The organism is Rhizobium indicum (genome assembly GCF_005862305.2).
In the GTDB taxonomy this organism is placed as follows: Bacteria; Pseudomonadota; Alphaproteobacteria; order Rhizobiales; family Rhizobiaceae; genus Rhizobium; species Rhizobium indicum.
The window spans coordinates 258,864-273,454 of the sequence record NZ_CP054026.1 but is presented as its reverse complement, the minus strand read 5'-3'; the positions used below and the strand labels follow the sequence as shown (position 1 = coordinate 273,454).

Genomic DNA, 14,591 nt, shown 5'->3' with positions numbered 1-14,591 from the left:
CCCCTCCAGCGGTTCGCGATGCAGCCAGGAGATTGACGCGAGCGACCGCGACCGGGGGTTCTGCCCGGAACGCTTAAACATCACAGACATCATTCCTGGAAGGACAGAAGATGATCAACGGAGAAAGATCCATCGAGCGCCCCCTGCGCTGGGGCATGGTCGGCGGCGGCCGCACCGGGCAGGTGGGCTACAAGCATAGAACCGGCGCCCAGCGGGACGGCACCTACCGGCTCATCTGCGGAGCCTTCGATCTCGACGCCGAGCGCGGACGCGACTTCGGCACGAAGATCGGCGTCGCTGCGGACAGATGCTATGGCGATTATAAAGAGCTGATCGCCAAGGAGGCCGGGCGCGAGGACGGCGTCGAGGTCGTCTCGATCGCCACGCCGAACTTCACCCATTACGAGATCACCAAGGCGTGCCTCGAAGCCGGTCTTCACGTGATCTGCGAAAAGCCGCTGTTCTTCACCGTCGCCGAATGCGACGAGGTCGCGAGGCTCGCCGAAGAGAAGGGCCTGATCGTCGGTGTCACCTACGGCTTCACCGGCCATCCGCTGGTTCACCAGATGGCGGCGATGGTCAAGAAGGGCATGCTCGGCGATATAAGAATCGTCGACATGCAATATACCCACGGCTTCAACGCGGGCGACGATGTCGGCGCCGGCGAAGCCTTGAAATGGCGCACCAATCCGAAGACGGCCGGCCCGACCTTCGTTCTCGGCGATATCGGCACGCACCTCTACCATCTCTCCGAAGTCGTGCTGCCGCATATGAAGATCGAAAAGCTGCTCTGCGACCGCAAGGCCTTCATTCCGACCCGTGCGCCGCTCGAAGACCATGCGACCGTTCTCATGCATTACGACAACGGCGCCCGCGGCCGTCTTTGGGTGTCCTCGGTGAATGCCGGGAATATGGGTTCGCAGCGCTACCGTTTCGTCGGCTCCAAGGCTTCCGTCGAATGGTCCGATTCCCACCCCGACCAGCTGATTTACGAAGTACAGGGCGAACCGAACCGCACCTTGCATCACGGCATGCCCTACCTCGAAGAGGAAAGCCTCGCCTACGACCGCATGGGCGCACTGCACACCGAAGGCCTGGGCGACAGCTGGGCGAACATCTACCTCTGGATCGCCCAGGCGATCGACGCAAAACGCCGCGGCGACGAGGCATTCCTCAAGGGCCATCATTATCCCGGCATCGAAGCCGGCACCGAAGGTGTGCGCTGGCTGGAAAACTGCGTCCGCTCGGCAGACGCAGGCTCGGCCTGGGTCGAGTTCAAGTGATCAGCCAGGGGACGTGCCGGATCTCCTCCATCCTCCTCCCAGGCGCGTCCCCAACCTCTCCTTTAGAAAGACAATGACATGAAACTATCGATCTGCACCGACGTGATGGGCGACCTCTCCTTCACGGACATGCTCGACAAATGCGTCAAACTTGGTGTCGAGGGTATCGAGATGACCGGCGGCGGCTGGTCGCACGGGCCGCACTTCCGTGCCGACGAGCTGCTGGCCGACAGGGGCCTGCTCAAGACCAAGCTGAAGGAAATCGAAGCCCGCGGCCTGGAAATCGCCGCGCTGAATTGCTCGGCAAACCCGCTCGATCCGGGTGACATGGGCAAGCGCCACCGCAAGGAAATGGAAGACACCATCCGGCTCGCCGGCGAAATCGGCGTGAAGACGATCGTCACCATGTCCGGCCTGCCGGAAGCCGCCCCCGGCGACACGGTGCCGAACTGGCTGGTCTACACCAAGAGCTGGCCGAATGAGATGCCTGAGCGCGACCGATATCAGTGGGAAGATCGGGCCTTCCCGCTCTGGCACGGCCTGGTCAAGCTCGCCGATGAAGTCGGCGTCGAAAAATATGCGCTGGAAAACTTCTCGGCCTTGCTCGTATGGAACCCCGAGACCCTCTTCCGCCTGCGCAACGAAGTCGGTCCGAAAGTCGGCATGAACCTCGACCCGTCGCATCTGATGTGGATGGGCGCCGACCCGATCGCCTCCGCCCGTGCGCTGGGCGATGCCATCCATCATTGCCATGGCAAGGATACCCGCATCGAGCGGGGCCTCGCCGACGTCAACGGCTTGCTCGAGCTCAAGGACGTAACCGACGTCGCCAATCGCAGCTGGAACTATGTCGCCGTCGGCGCCGGCCATGACCTGCAATGGTGGAAGGAGTTCTTCTCCGTGGTGCGCATGGTCGGCTACAACGATTGGGTCAGCCTCGAGATGGAAGACTTCACCATGTCGACCGAGGCGGGCATCCAATCCTCCATCGATGCGCTGCAGGCAACAATCAGCCGCTGATGGACTGGCGCGGGCGGTAGTTCGCCCGCGCTCCCTTGCATTGGTCGTTTCTTGTGAAGAGGCCGACGATGCCCAACCCCGATCAGCATGACCGAATTCAATACTATTGCGAGGAAACCGACATGACCAAGACATTGGACGTGATCACGATCGGGCGCGCCGGCGTCGACCTCTATGGGGCGCAGGTCGGAGGACGGCTGGAGGATATGGGATCCTTCGAAAAATATATCGGCGGCAGTCCGACCAACATTGCCTGCGGCACGGCGCGACTGGGCCTCAAGTCGGCACTGATCTCCCGGGTGGGCGATGAGCATATGGGCCGGTTCATCCGCGAGGAGCTTGCCCGGCATGGTGTCAACGGCAAGGGCGTCGTGACGGATCCCGAGCGGCTGACGGCACTCGTCATTCTCGGGATCCGGGACGAAGAACGTTTCCCGTTGATATTCTACCGGGAAAATTGCGCCGACATGGCGCTTTGCGAGAATGATATCGACGAAGCTTTCGTTTCCAGCGCCCGTTCGGTGCTGGTGACGGGAACACACCTCTCCCATCCGCGCACGAAGGCGGCCGTGCTCAAGGCGCTCGGCTTTGCGCGCAAGCATGGCGCCAAGACGGCTCTCGACATCGACTATCGTCCAAACCTTTGGGGAGTGGCCGGCCATGGCGAAGGGGAAAGCCGCTATGTGGCAAGCGGACAGGTAACCGAAAAGCTCCAGACGACGCTTCATCTGTTCGATTTGATCGTCGGGACAGAGGAAGAATTCCACATCGCCGGCGGGACGACCGATACCGTGGCGGCACTGCGGGCCGTGCGCGCCGTGACTGCGGCGACGCTGGTCTGTAAACGCGGCGCCAAGGGGGCGGTCGCATTCGAAGATGCGATACCGGACAATCTGGACGAGGGCATTTCGGGTGAGGGGTTCCCGGTCGAAGTCTTCAACGTTCTCGGCGCCGGAGACGGCTTTTTCGCCGGGCTGCTGAAAGGCTGGCTTGATGGCGAGGATTGGCCGACCGCACTCAGATACGCCAATGCCTGTGGCGCTTTTGCAGTCTCTCGTCATGGCTGCACGCCGGCATATCCGTCACTGCAGGAACTGAATTTCTTCCTCGAGCGCGGCATGGCGCGTCACGACCTGCGCAATGATGCCGAACTGGAGCAGATACACTGGTCGACCAACCGGCATGGCGACTGGTCTGAGATGCGAGTCTTCGCCTTCGATCACCGGATGCAGCTCGAAAGCATGGCGGGCTACACGCCGTCGAAGGGCGGCGCTTTCAAGGAACTTTGCCTTGAAGCGGCACTCAAGGTGCAGAACGGGCGTTCCGGTTACGGAATCCTCTGCGACGACCGGATCGGCCGACGCGCACTCCACGCTGCCTCCGGGAGCGGCCTTTGGATCGGCAGACCCTGCGAATGGCCGGGGTCTCGGCCGCTTAGCCTGGAGCCGTCACTCGGTCCCGATTGCGGGGGACTTTCGGAATGGGCGCGCGAGAACGTCGTCAAGGTGCTCTGCTTCTGCCACCCCGATGACGACGATGCGACCTGGGCCCGGCAGCTGGCGGAAGTGCGGCGGCTTTACGTGGCCTCGCGCCGCAACAGGCTGGAATTCCTGCTCGAGGTCATCCCCTCCAAGGTCGCAAGCGTCACCACGGATACGACCGCGACGCTGATCCGCAGCTTCTACGCCGAAGGCATCTATCCTGACTGGTGGAAGCTCGAGCCGCTGGACGAGCCCGAAGCTTGGACGCAGGTCTGTGCCGCCATCGAGGACAACGATCGTCATACAAGAGGGATCGTCGTCCTCGGCCTGGATGCGCCGGAGGACGTGCTGAAGGCGAGCTTCGAAGTTGCCGCGCGCTTCCCGCTCGTCAGGGGATTTGCCGTCGGCCGTACAATCTTCGGCTCGGTCGCCCGCGGCTGGTTCGAGGGCTCGATCAATGACGAAGAGGCCGTCGAGGAAATGGCGAAACGATACTCCCGGCTTTGCACGGTCTGGGACGGCGCGCGGGCGCGCGTTCAGGAGGCAGCAGAATGAGCACGATACGACTGACCGCCGCGCAGGCCATGGTGAAATGGCTCTCGGTCCAGATGACGGAGGATGGCGAGCGCTTCATCGAAGGCGTCTGGGCGATCTTCGGTCACGGCAACGTCGCCGGCATCGGAGAGGCGCTGCATGGGATCGGCGACGCCCTTCCCACATGGCGGGGCCAGAACGAACAGACCATGGCGCATGCGGCGATCGCCTATGCGAAGACACTGAAGCGCCGGCGCGCCCAGGCCGTGACATCGTCGATCGGCCCAGGCGCCACCAATATGATCACGGCCTGCGCACTTGCCCATGTCAACAGATTGCCGGTTCTTTTCATACCCGGCGACGTGTTCGCCAATCGCCGCCCCGAGCCGGTGTTGCAGCAGATCGAGGATATGAACGACGGAACGGTCAGCGCCAATGACTGCTTCCGGCCGGTCTCGGCCTATTTCGACCGGATCGCCCGTCCCGAGCATCTCCTGACTTGCCTGCCCCGCGCCCTGGCCGTCATGACCGATCCTGGTAGCTGCGGCCCCGTTACGCTCGCCTTCTGCCAGGATGTGCAAGCAGAGCACTACGACTACCCGGAAGCCTTTTTCGAACCGAAGGCGTGGCGCATCCGCCGTCCAGAACCGGATCCGCGAGAGGTCGCAGATCTTGCCGATGCCATCCGGGCTGCGCGCAAGCCAGTCATCATTTCCGGTGGCGGCGTCATCTATTCGCAGGCCGAGGCCGAACTCGCCGCATTCGCGGAGAAGCACCATATCCCGTTTGTCGAAACGCAAGCCGGGAAGGGCGCCAACAGCTGGGAGCACCCGCTGAATTTCGGGTCGCCGGGTGTGACCGGATCGGTGTCGGCCAATGCGCTTTGCGCCGAGGCGGACCTCGTACTCGGCATCGGCACGCGCTTCCAGGATTTCACCACAGGCAGCTGGGCTCTATTCCGCAATCCCTCGCGCCGGCTCGCTTCGATCAACCTTGCCGGATATGATGCAACCAAGCATTCGGCATTGCCCTGTGTCGGCGATGCCAGGGTCACGCTGGCGCGCCTGTCCGCCGCGCTCGAGGCGTATCGTGGGCCTGGCATCGACGCCGGGAGCAGGACCGACTGGCACCAAACGGTCGAGCGCGTGACGGCGGCGCCGGAAGGCGACGGGCCTGGAAACCTGCCCACCGACGCGCAGGTCATCGGCGCCGTGCAGCGGGTGGCGACGCAAAAATCCGTGGTCATGTGCGCGGCCGGCACCATGCCGGGCGCATTGCAGGTGCTGTGGCAATCGGCCAAGGGCGGATACCACATGGAATATGGCTTCTCCTGCATGGGATACGAAGTGGCGGGCGCCATGGGCATCAAGCTCGCGCGCCCCGACAAGGAGGTCATCTGCTTCGTCGGCGACGGCTCCTACATGATGGCCAATTCGGAACTCGCAACCGCCGTCATGCGGCGGGTGCCGTTCACCATCGTGTTGACCGACAACCGCGGTTACGGCTGCATCAACCGCCTCCAGATCGAGTGCGGCGGCGCTGAGTTCAACAACATGTACAAGGACTGCAATGTCGACGTGCAGCCCGAGATCGACTTTGTCGCGCATGCCGCCTCGATGGGCGCCCATGCCGAGAAGATTGGGTCCATCGCCGAGCTCGAGGCACACATCGTCGCGGCGCGGGAACGGAACATTCCGAGCGTTCTGGTGATCGACACCGATGCGGTTCCCGGAACCGACGCAGGCGGCCATTGGTGGGACGTTGCCGTTCCGCAGGTCGGCGGGCCGGAGCGGCTCGAGCAGGCTCGCGCGCGTTACAACGAGAATGCTCACAATCAACGTGCGTTTGACTGAAGGACAGGTGCTCCCGGCGGGCGTCTGCGGACGCCCGAGCTCAAAGATCAGTCTGGACACTATTATGGACACGTGTTCTATAAAATGGACAGATTTGACGGGAGCACGCCATGCATCTTTCCATGTGGACTTACCCCTGGGATATCCAGGACCAAGGGCTCACAGCACTCACCGCCGAGCTTACCGGCCGGGCGGGCCTGACGACGGTCAGCCTGGCGACCTCCTATCATGCCGGCCGGTTCCTGCAACCGCGGAGCCCGCAGCAGAAGGCCTATTTCCCTGAAGACGGGACGGTCTACTTCCAGCCGGACGAGAGCCTGTGGCAGGACAAGCTGATCCGGCCGCTGATGGCTGGGAATGTCACTGAGCGCGGTGACATGCTGGAAGCGCTCGTCAAGGAGCGCGAGGCGACGGGTCTCAAGGTCTCCTGCTGGACGGTCTGCCTTCACAATAGCCGTCTCGGCATGCTGCATCCCGATCACGTGACGCGGAATGCCTTCGGCAATGCCAATTATTACAATCTTTGCCCTTCCAGCCCGGCGGCGCGGGATTATGCCGTCACCCTTGTGCGCGACATCACGATGAACTACCGGCCCGACATGGTGGAACTGGAGAGCCCGAACTTCATGGGATTCGCGCATGAATATCATCACGAAAAAGACGGCATCGGCCTGAACGCCGAAGACGATTTCCTGCTGTCGCTCTGCTTCTGCGACCATTGCACGGCGCGCGCCGAGAAGGCCGGTGTGCCGGTCGAAGGTGCGCGCCGGTCGGTCGCGCGCTTCATCGCCGAACTTTGTGAACGAGCTGTCCCGGAACGGCAATTCCCGGATTTCCCGGCAGCCGGTATCGATGCCTTTCGCGACCAGCCTGATCTGCATGCCTATCTCACCTGGCGCAGCGAACCGGTGACCAGCCTGATCGGTGAGATCAGGGCGGCAGCCGATCCGGCAACCCGCATCGTGCTCATCGACCTGAAGGACGGCTGGCTCGGCGGCGTCGATCTCGCAGCCGTCGGCAAGCTCTGCGACGGGGCGATCCTCTGCTGCTACGACATGGCGCCGGATGCCGTGGGCAATGTCATCCGGACCGGCCGGGCGGCAATCGGACCGGGCAAATTCCTCGGGGTGGGCCTGCGCGTCTTCTATCCGGAGGTTGGCGGGCCTGAGATCCTGGCGGCACGCACCAAGGCCGCCGTCGATGCCGGCGCTGACGGTGTGAACTTCTACAATTATGGCCTCATACCGGCAAAGCGCCTCGACTGGGTCAAGGCAGCAGTCGACGCAATCACTTGAACAGATCAGCGTCCCTCAGGATGCGATGGGTTCGGCGACCTGGATCAGGCAGTCGCCGGCCTGGCTGTCGCAGTGCAGCCTGTGGGAAATGACAATACCGCTCTCGGCAAAGCGCAGCTCTTCCTCCGGCTGCTCCAGGCGTTCCAGATCATGATACCATCCGGCAAGCTCACCGGCGGCAACAGTGGCGCCGAGTGCCACGGCCGGCTCGAACCAGCCTCTATTGTTCGCATAGATGCCCTGGCTGTGGCGGGATAGCGAAAGCAGCTGCAACGGCCCGGGCTCGGTGAGCGGCATGCGCGACAGGACCGGACGCTCAACGATGCCGAGTGTGACGAGCAGCCGGTCGATTGCCGCCGCCGTGAAGGCCATTGTCTCAGGCGTTACGGTGCCGCCGCCGCCGAACTCGCCGGAAAGACCGACGGTCCCGGCCCTTGCCGCAGCCCCCATCGATGTCGGCGCCGTCGGCCCGTTGTCGGCGATGAAGGCATGCGCCGCCCCCATGGCGCGCATCAGCGAAACGGACCGTTCGAAGCGGACGGTATCGGCCTGCCGCTCGATCAGCGTGCAGGGCAGGTGGGCCATGGAGGTGCCGCCCGAATGCAGGTCGAGCACGACGTCATGGCGAGGAAAGAGCTCCTGTTCGAGGAAGTGCGCGAGGCGAGCCGTTGGCGAGCCGGTGGGATCGCCCGGAAACGCCCGATTGAGATTGCCGCCGTCGAAGGGCGAGCAGCGCTTGGCCGCCATCACCGCCGGCAGGTTCGCCATCGGCAGGATGGTGACGGCGCCGCGGATGTCGGCGACATCAAGCAGCCGCATCAGCCGGCCGAGCTGGAGTTCGCCTTCATATTCGTCGCCATGGTTGCCGGCCATCAGCAGCAAAGACGGCCCCTCGCCATTTTTCAGGCGAAGGATCGGAATGCGGATCTGATAATAGGGCGACCGGTCTATCGAATAGGGAATGGCGAGGTGGCCGGCCTGCCGGCCCTGGCGCGAAAAGTCGATCGGATTGACGAGACCGCTATGCATGATGTCTCCAGTGCGGGCAGTTGCAATGCCGTCAAAGGGCGGCGATCGCGGTCATTTCGACACGCAGATCGGGATCGGCAAGACGAGCTTCGGTGCAGGCGCGGGCCGGCGGGTTTTCGATGTCGATCCAGCTGTCATAGACGCTGTTCATCGCCTCGAAATCAACGATCGCCGGCAGGAAGACATTGACGGCGATGAGGCGCGAGCGATCGATACCGGCTTCTTTTAAAAGGGCGTCGATCTTGCCGAGCACGTCGCGGGTCTGATCCTCGATGCCCGCCTTGCGATTTTCCGCGACCTGGCCGGCAATATAGACGAGGCCGCCGTAGCTGACGGCTTGGCTCATACGCGAACCTTTCTGATAACGCTGGATCATAAGCGGGTTTTCCTTTTCTTGCTTTTGGAGGGAGAGGTCAGCCGAAGCTGGTCAGATAGGCTGTTGTCACCGAATGGTCCGGATCGAGGCCGTAAAGGATGGCATGCCGGTCGAGGCAGGTGCAGGGATGCGAGATGCCGTACTCGATAACGTCGCCCACCATGACGTCGCTGCCCTCGGCAAGGGCCACGAAGGCGTGCTGATCGTTGAGGCGAAAGACGTCGGCGCCCATGAGATCGGCGAGATACACCCCATTGCGATAGAGCGCCAGCGGCCGCGGCAGGCCTTGGTCCATCGCCACGTCGCGCATGCCCATGCCGCAGATCGCCAGCCGCGGCTCCGGCCGGGAGAGGACCTCAGCCCAGACCCGCAGCGCCGGACGGAAACCTGCGGCCGCCGAAACCATCTCGCCGCCGATGCGGAAGCCGCCGCGCGCATCGAGGCCGGCAAGGCCGCGCTCGTAGATGCCGTGATCGTGGAAGAAGATCGCGCCGCTGCGCAGCACCAGCCGGCAGGCGGGATCGGCCGCAACGGCGGCTGAAAGCCTGGCAATCACAAGGTCGAAAAACACCGAGCCGCCGGCCGTGACCAGGAGCGGCCGCTCGTCGCCGATGCGGGCGCGCACCTTCGGCAGGAAATCGGATGTCACCGCCATCAGCGCGTCGATGCGACGCATCGTCTCTTCCGCATCGGCGGTTGCGGCCGCACCCTCATAGGCGGCGATGCCGGTCAGCCGGAAGGCCGGCGTCTCCACGGCAAGGATCGCCTCCAGAATTGCCTCGGCGGCGTCGACGCCGCGGGCACCGGCGCGGCCGGCGCCGAACTCCACCAGCAGGCCGAGGGGCGGTAGATCGGCACGCTCATGCCATGCGGAACGAAGAGCCTCGACCAGCGCCGTCGAATCCACGAAGATATCGAGTTCCGCACCGGGATAATGGGCAAGCAGGGCCGCAAGCCGGCGGGCAGCGGCCACCCCGCCGATCTCGTTGGCGAGGATCAGCCGGCGTTGTCCCGCCTTGAGCAGGACAGCGGCCTGGCGGATGTCGGCGACCGTCGTGCCCCAGGCGCCTGCCGCCAGAAGTGCCTCCGCCAGCGCCGTCGACATCGGTGTCTTGGCGTGCGGCGCGATATCGGCGCCGTGGCTCTTCACATAGGCCATCATCAGTTCGATATTGCCGGTGAAAGCCTGCCGGTCGAGAGAGATCAGCGGCAGGGCCATCCTGCCGTCATAGGGTTTCCATCCCTGCTTGCCGATGGCATCAAGCGGCAGCGGCGGATTGCCCGGCGGAAAGCCGCGCACCCGCTCGTCGATCAGCATGTTTTCCGTCGTGGTATGAAGGTCAGACATGGCAGCCACTCCTGATCTCGGCCGGATCGGCGATGCCGAGGCGATAGGTGTCATTGGCGGTGGCAAAGAACAAAGCACGCTGCTCGTCGTAAGAGAGCTTTGAGGCGACCGTGCGGAAAACCTGGTAGACCTCGTCAAAAGAGGCACGCAGGCCCGCAACCGGAAAGTCGCTCGCGAACATGGCGCGCGCCGGACCAAAACAATCGAGGCAATGCTCGATCACCGGCTGCAAGCTTTCGAGCGTCCACGCATTGTCGTAGGCGACGAGGTCGGAAATCTTCAGGCGCAAATTCGGCTCGCTGCCGAGCGCCCGCAGGCCGCGGCGCCAGAGCGCCATGCCGTCCGCCGTCCGGTCGGCCGGGCTGCCGCCGTGGTTGAGCACAAAAAGCGTTTGCGGAAAAGCGCGCACCAGTTCGAGCGCCTCACTCATCTGCCAGGGATAGAGCATCAGGTCGAAGACCAATCCGAGCCGCGTGGCATGGGCAAGCCCCGCCCGCCAGGCGGGATCGCCCATACGGTTCGGGCGCGGCGCAAAACTCTTCGCCGCGTCCGGATGCCAGCTCAAAATATCACGGATGCCGACGACATTCGGGTTCGCCGCCTCCGCCTCGAGCAGGCGCATGGCGTCCGGCCCGTCGAGGGGCACGCGCGCGATATAACGATGCGCCACACCGGAGCTGCGGTCGAGGCCATCCAGCCAGCGGCTCTCTTCCAGCGGGTAGGCAACGGACCAGCCGGCTTCCACATGCACGGTTGCAATCACGTTCTGGCGGGCAGCATCGGCACGATAATCGTCGATGCCATAGTCGCGCAGGATCGGTGCGAGGCTTCCGAAAACCATCTCTTCGCCGGAAGCTCGGGCCTTCTGCAGCCAGGGATGGCGTTGCAGGCTGAGGTCCCAGAGGTGGTGATGCGGGTCGATCACCGGCCCGTCGTAGCGCTCCGTCATCTGCGCGCCTCGCGGCCGGAAACCAGCAAAAGAGCAAGGATCAGCGTGCCGAACATGATCGACCGCCAGCCGGGCGAGGCATTGACGACAGTAATCAGCGCCGTCGTCGTGACGAGCAGGATTGCCCCGGGGATGGTCCCGGCATAGGTGCCGCGGCCGCCGAGGATGGAGGTGCCGCCGAGCACGACGGCGGCGATCGAGGTCAGCAGATAGGGGTCGCCGATGCCGACATAACCTTGCCGGTTCATGCCGAGCACGAGAATGCCCGCAAGCCCTGCGAAAAAGCCCGCCAGAGTGTGGACGATCAGCGTGTTGCGCGTGACGCTGACGCCGGAAAGCCGGGCCGCCAGCGGGTTTGCCCCAAGCGCCAGGAAACGCGCGCCGATCGGCATGCGGTGGACGAGCAGCAGGACGACGATCGAGACGACGAGCCACAGAATGATGCCCGAGGGAATGCCGAGCGGCCGCGCCTGCCCGAGCAGAATCACCGCCGGGTTGCTGACGGTGACTGCGCTGCCGCCGGCGACGATGACGAGCAGGCCCTGCAGGAAGGTCGCCATGGCAAGCGTCATGATGATCGGCGGCACGCGAAGATAGGCAGCACCGGCGCCGTTCATCAGGCCGATGCCGGTGGCGATGGCAAGGGCCGCCGCGATGCCGGCGAGGCCAGTCGGGTCCCAGGCGGGCGAAATCAGCGGCAGCAGGATCGCCGTGACTGTTATGACCGCGCCGACGGAAAGATCGATGCCGCCCATCAGGATGACGAGCGTCTGCCCGGCGGCGGCAATACCGATCACCGCGGCGAGTTCGAGCAGATAACGCAGGTGGCCATAGGCGCCGAAACCACGCAGCGAGCCGCTTGCGACGATCCAAACGAGCGCGACCAGAAGGAAGGTCAGCAGCGGCGGATTGCGGAACGCGGATCTGATGATGTTCATCGTCTTGCCCTCCATTGCCCAAGAAGTTCCGGCACGGCGACTGCGCCGACGATGATCAACCCTTGAGCGACATATTGCGCGACCGGCGGGAAGCCCAGGAAGAACATGACGTTGATCATCACCGAGAGCAGCAGGCTGCCGCAGATCGCGCCGCGCATCGTGCCCTTACCGCCGAGGAAACCCACGCCGCCGAGCACGGCGGCGGCGATCGAGTTCAGCGTGAAGGGCGTGCCGATAACAGGATCACCCGAGCCGGTCTGCGCGGCGACGAAGAGGCCAGTCAGGGCTGCGAGAAGACCGGACAGCGCGAAGGCGACAACCTTCACCCGTTCGACCGGGACGCCCGAGCGGAACGCACCGACCGGATTGTCGCCGGCCGCATAGATGCCGAGGCCGAGCGGCGTTGCAAGAAAGGCCTTCCAGAGTACGAGGATCACGACGAGCAGCAGGAAGGCGACGGGCGTGTGGCCGGCCAGCGTCGTCGACAGCCAATCGGGAATGAACCCGCCCGGCCGCGGCAGCAGGATGAGCGCGACCCCGCCGATGATAAAGGAGCCGGCAAGCGTGACAATGATTGCAGGCAGCCTCAGATAGGTGACGATGACGCCGATGGCGGCGCCGATCGAAAGACCGGCAAGCGAGACCGCAAGAATGCCGCCCGGCACGCCGAGCGGCCCTTCCATCGTCGTCGCGGCAATCACGGCTCCAAGGCTGACGAGCGGGCCAATCGCCAGCGTGATGCCGCCATTCAGCATGAGCAAAGCCTGCGCCATGGTAACGAGCGCGAGCGGGAACCAGTTCTGCGTGAACTTGGAGAAGCCGCCGATCGAAAGGATGCCGGGAAAGAGCAGCGCATAGAGAATGAGAAAGGCGGCGACAACCAGGTAGAGGCCGGCAAGGCCGCGGTTGCGGCGGAGCTGGATCGAGCCGTAGAGCCGGGATGACGAACTTGTGCTCATGCCGCCTCTCCCCGCGTCGTGGTGGTGATGCCCATTGCTGCGCCGACGATCGCTCCTTCGCTGACTTCATCCTGTGACAGCGACGCGGCGACGCGGCCCTCGCGCAGAACCACGACGCGGTCGCAGAGATGCACCAGCTCCGGCGTATCGGAACTGGCCAGAATGACGAGCCGCCCCTCGGCGGCGAAAGCGCGGAGCATGAGGTAGATTTCCCGCTTGGTCTCGATGTCGACGCCGCGCGTCGGATCGTTGAGGAGCAGAACGGAGGGATCGAGCGGCAGCCATTTGGCCAGCGCCACCTTCTGCTGATTGCCGCCGGAAAGCGCCTGCACCGGGCGGGCCGTGTCGCCCTTGATCGTCAGCCGGCGCGCGAGATCGGCGACCAGTCCGTTTTCCGCCGGCCGGTCGCGCAGCCCCTTGCGGGCGAGCCGTCCGAGCGAGGGCAGGATGAGATTGGAGGCAATGGAATGCGGCAGCACCAGCCCCTCATGCTTGCGGTCGGCCGGGACATAGACGATGCCGGCGGCATTCGCCTCACCGACATCAGCGGGCAGGGCGGGTTTGCCGGATACCTCCGCCCGATCGGCCGAGGCCGGAATCGCGCCGTAGAGACCGAGCAGCAGGTCTTCCTGCCCTTGTCCCACGAGCCCGCCAATACCGACGATCTCGCCGGCGCGGGCGGAGAAGCCGACGTCACGCACCATGCCGGCGGAGAAACCTTCGACGCTGATGCGCATCGCACCGGGTGCTGCGGCCAGGCGCGGCGGGAACAGGTCGCCGGTCTCGCGGCCGACCATCAGGCGCACCAGGCCCTCGCCGTCGATACCGGACAGCGACTGGTCGGCGGTGACCAGGCCGTCCTTCAGCACCGTGACGTGCGAGCAGAGCGCCTGCACCTCATTGAGGCGGTGAGAAATATAGAGAAGTGCCGTGCCGCGGTCTCTCAGCGTCTCGATCAGGCGGGCAAGAATGCCGGCTTCGTGCGCGGAGAGCGATGAGGTCGGCTCGTCTAGAATGAGCACACGCGGGTTGCGGAACAACGCCTTGGCGATCTCCACCATCTGACGGCGGCCAAGCGCGAGGTCGGCGACCGGCATGTCGAGCGGCTCGGTGAGCCCCACCATATCGCAGACGTCTGACACGCCGCGATGAAGCGCGTTGTAGTCGATGAGACCGAACCGGCGCGGAAAGGCGCCGAGCCCGATGTTTTCGGCTATCGAGAGACTGGCCGTGAGGCTCAGCTCCTGCTGAACGACGGCGATACCCGCACCGCGCGCAGCCGCCGGGCTGAAGCGCTCGACCGGCTTGCCGTCGACGAGGATGGAACCGCCGTCCGGCTGGAGAGCGCCGGACAGGAGGTTGATCAACGTGGACTTGCCGGCGCCGTTTTCGCCGAGCAGGGCGTGAACCCTGCCCGGCAGAAGGGCGATATCAACGCCCTTCAAAACGGGATTGCCGAAAAATCCCCTGAACACCTGCCGGGCTTCCAGCAGGGGTCTTTCTTCCGTCATGACGGCTTTCCTCAA

12 protein-coding genes are annotated in these 14,591 nt (G+C 64.3%); 5 read left to right on the top strand and 7 right to left on the bottom strand.

Features of this window, described 5'->3' with window-relative positions; genetic code table 11:
* Positions 1-110 precede the first annotated feature (110 nt).
* From FFM53_RS36060 to FFM53_RS36040, 5 genes are all read left to right on the top strand, one after another.
* Positions 111-1,283, top strand: coding sequence for a Gfo/Idh/MocA family protein (locus FFM53_RS36060; protein ID WP_138390150.1), 1,173 nt, complete (start codon positions 111-113; stop codon positions 1,281-1,283).
* A gap of 78 nt (positions 1,284-1,361) precedes the next feature.
* Positions 1,362-2,303, top strand: coding sequence for a sugar phosphate isomerase/epimerase family protein (locus FFM53_RS36055; protein WP_138390149.1), 942 nt, complete (start codon positions 1,362-1,364; stop codon positions 2,301-2,303).
* Positions 2,304-2,425: 122 nt separating this feature from the next.
* The gene (locus FFM53_RS36050) at positions 2,426-4,339 is read left to right on the top strand and encodes a bifunctional 5-dehydro-2-deoxygluconokinase/5-dehydro-2-deoxyphosphogluconate aldolase (RefSeq protein WP_138390148.1); all 1,914 of its coding nucleotides are present in this window, start codon (positions 2,426-2,428) and stop codon (positions 4,337-4,339) included.
* Complete coding sequence (gene iolD / locus FFM53_RS36045) at positions 4,336-6,171, top strand: 3D-(3,5/4)-trihydroxycyclohexane-1,2-dione acylhydrolase (decyclizing) (RefSeq protein WP_138390147.1); 1,836 nt, start codon at positions 4,336-4,338, stop codon at positions 6,169-6,171. Before FFM53_RS36050 ends, iolD begins: the two co-directional genes overlap by 4 nt.
* Positions 6,172-6,281: 110 nt before the next feature.
* Positions 6,282-7,466, top strand: a complete 1,185-nt coding sequence (locus FFM53_RS36040; RefSeq protein ID WP_138390146.1) for a hypothetical protein — start codon at positions 6,282-6,284, stop codon at positions 7,464-7,466.
* A gap of 15 nt (positions 7,467-7,481) precedes the next feature.
* Here FFM53_RS36040 and FFM53_RS36035 read toward each other — a convergent pair whose 3' ends face one another.
* From FFM53_RS36035 to FFM53_RS36005, 7 genes are read right to left on the bottom strand one after another with little or no spacing between them, the layout of a single operon-like run.
* The gene (locus FFM53_RS36035) at positions 7,482-8,495 is read right to left on the bottom strand and encodes a succinylglutamate desuccinylase/aspartoacylase family protein (protein WP_138390145.1); all 1,014 of its coding nucleotides are present in this window, start codon (positions 8,493-8,495) and stop codon (positions 7,482-7,484) included.
* A 31-nt stretch (positions 8,496-8,526) separates the two neighbouring features.
* Positions 8,527-8,871, bottom strand: coding sequence for a RidA family protein (locus tag FFM53_RS36030; protein WP_028755790.1), 345 nt, complete (start codon positions 8,869-8,871; stop codon positions 8,527-8,529).
* A gap of 37 nt (positions 8,872-8,908) precedes the next feature.
* Complete coding sequence (locus FFM53_RS36025) at positions 8,909-10,219, bottom strand: alanine racemase (RefSeq protein WP_138390144.1); 1,311 nt, start codon at positions 10,217-10,219, stop codon at positions 8,909-8,911.
* A complete protein-coding gene (locus FFM53_RS36020) occupies positions 10,212-11,168 on the bottom strand; it encodes an amidohydrolase family protein (protein ID WP_138390143.1) in 957 nt (318 codons plus the stop codon). Before FFM53_RS36020 ends, FFM53_RS36025 begins: the two co-directional genes overlap by 8 nt.
* The gene (locus FFM53_RS36015; RefSeq protein WP_138390142.1) at positions 11,165-12,106 is read right to left on the bottom strand and encodes an ABC transporter permease; all 942 of its coding nucleotides are present in this window, start codon (positions 12,104-12,106) and stop codon (positions 11,165-11,167) included. Before FFM53_RS36015 ends, FFM53_RS36020 begins: the two co-directional genes overlap by 4 nt.
* Positions 12,103-13,065 (bottom strand): ABC transporter permease, encoded by a 963-nt coding sequence (locus FFM53_RS36010; protein WP_138390141.1) that lies wholly within the window; start codon positions 13,063-13,065, stop codon positions 12,103-12,105. The genes FFM53_RS36015 and FFM53_RS36010 overlap by 4 nt, the downstream gene beginning before the upstream one ends.
* The gene (locus FFM53_RS36005) at positions 13,062-14,576 is read right to left on the bottom strand and encodes a sugar ABC transporter ATP-binding protein (protein WP_138390140.1); all 1,515 of its coding nucleotides are present in this window, start codon (positions 14,574-14,576) and stop codon (positions 13,062-13,064) included. The genes FFM53_RS36010 and FFM53_RS36005 overlap by 4 nt, the downstream gene beginning before the upstream one ends.
* Positions 14,577-14,591: the final 15 nt, after the last annotated feature.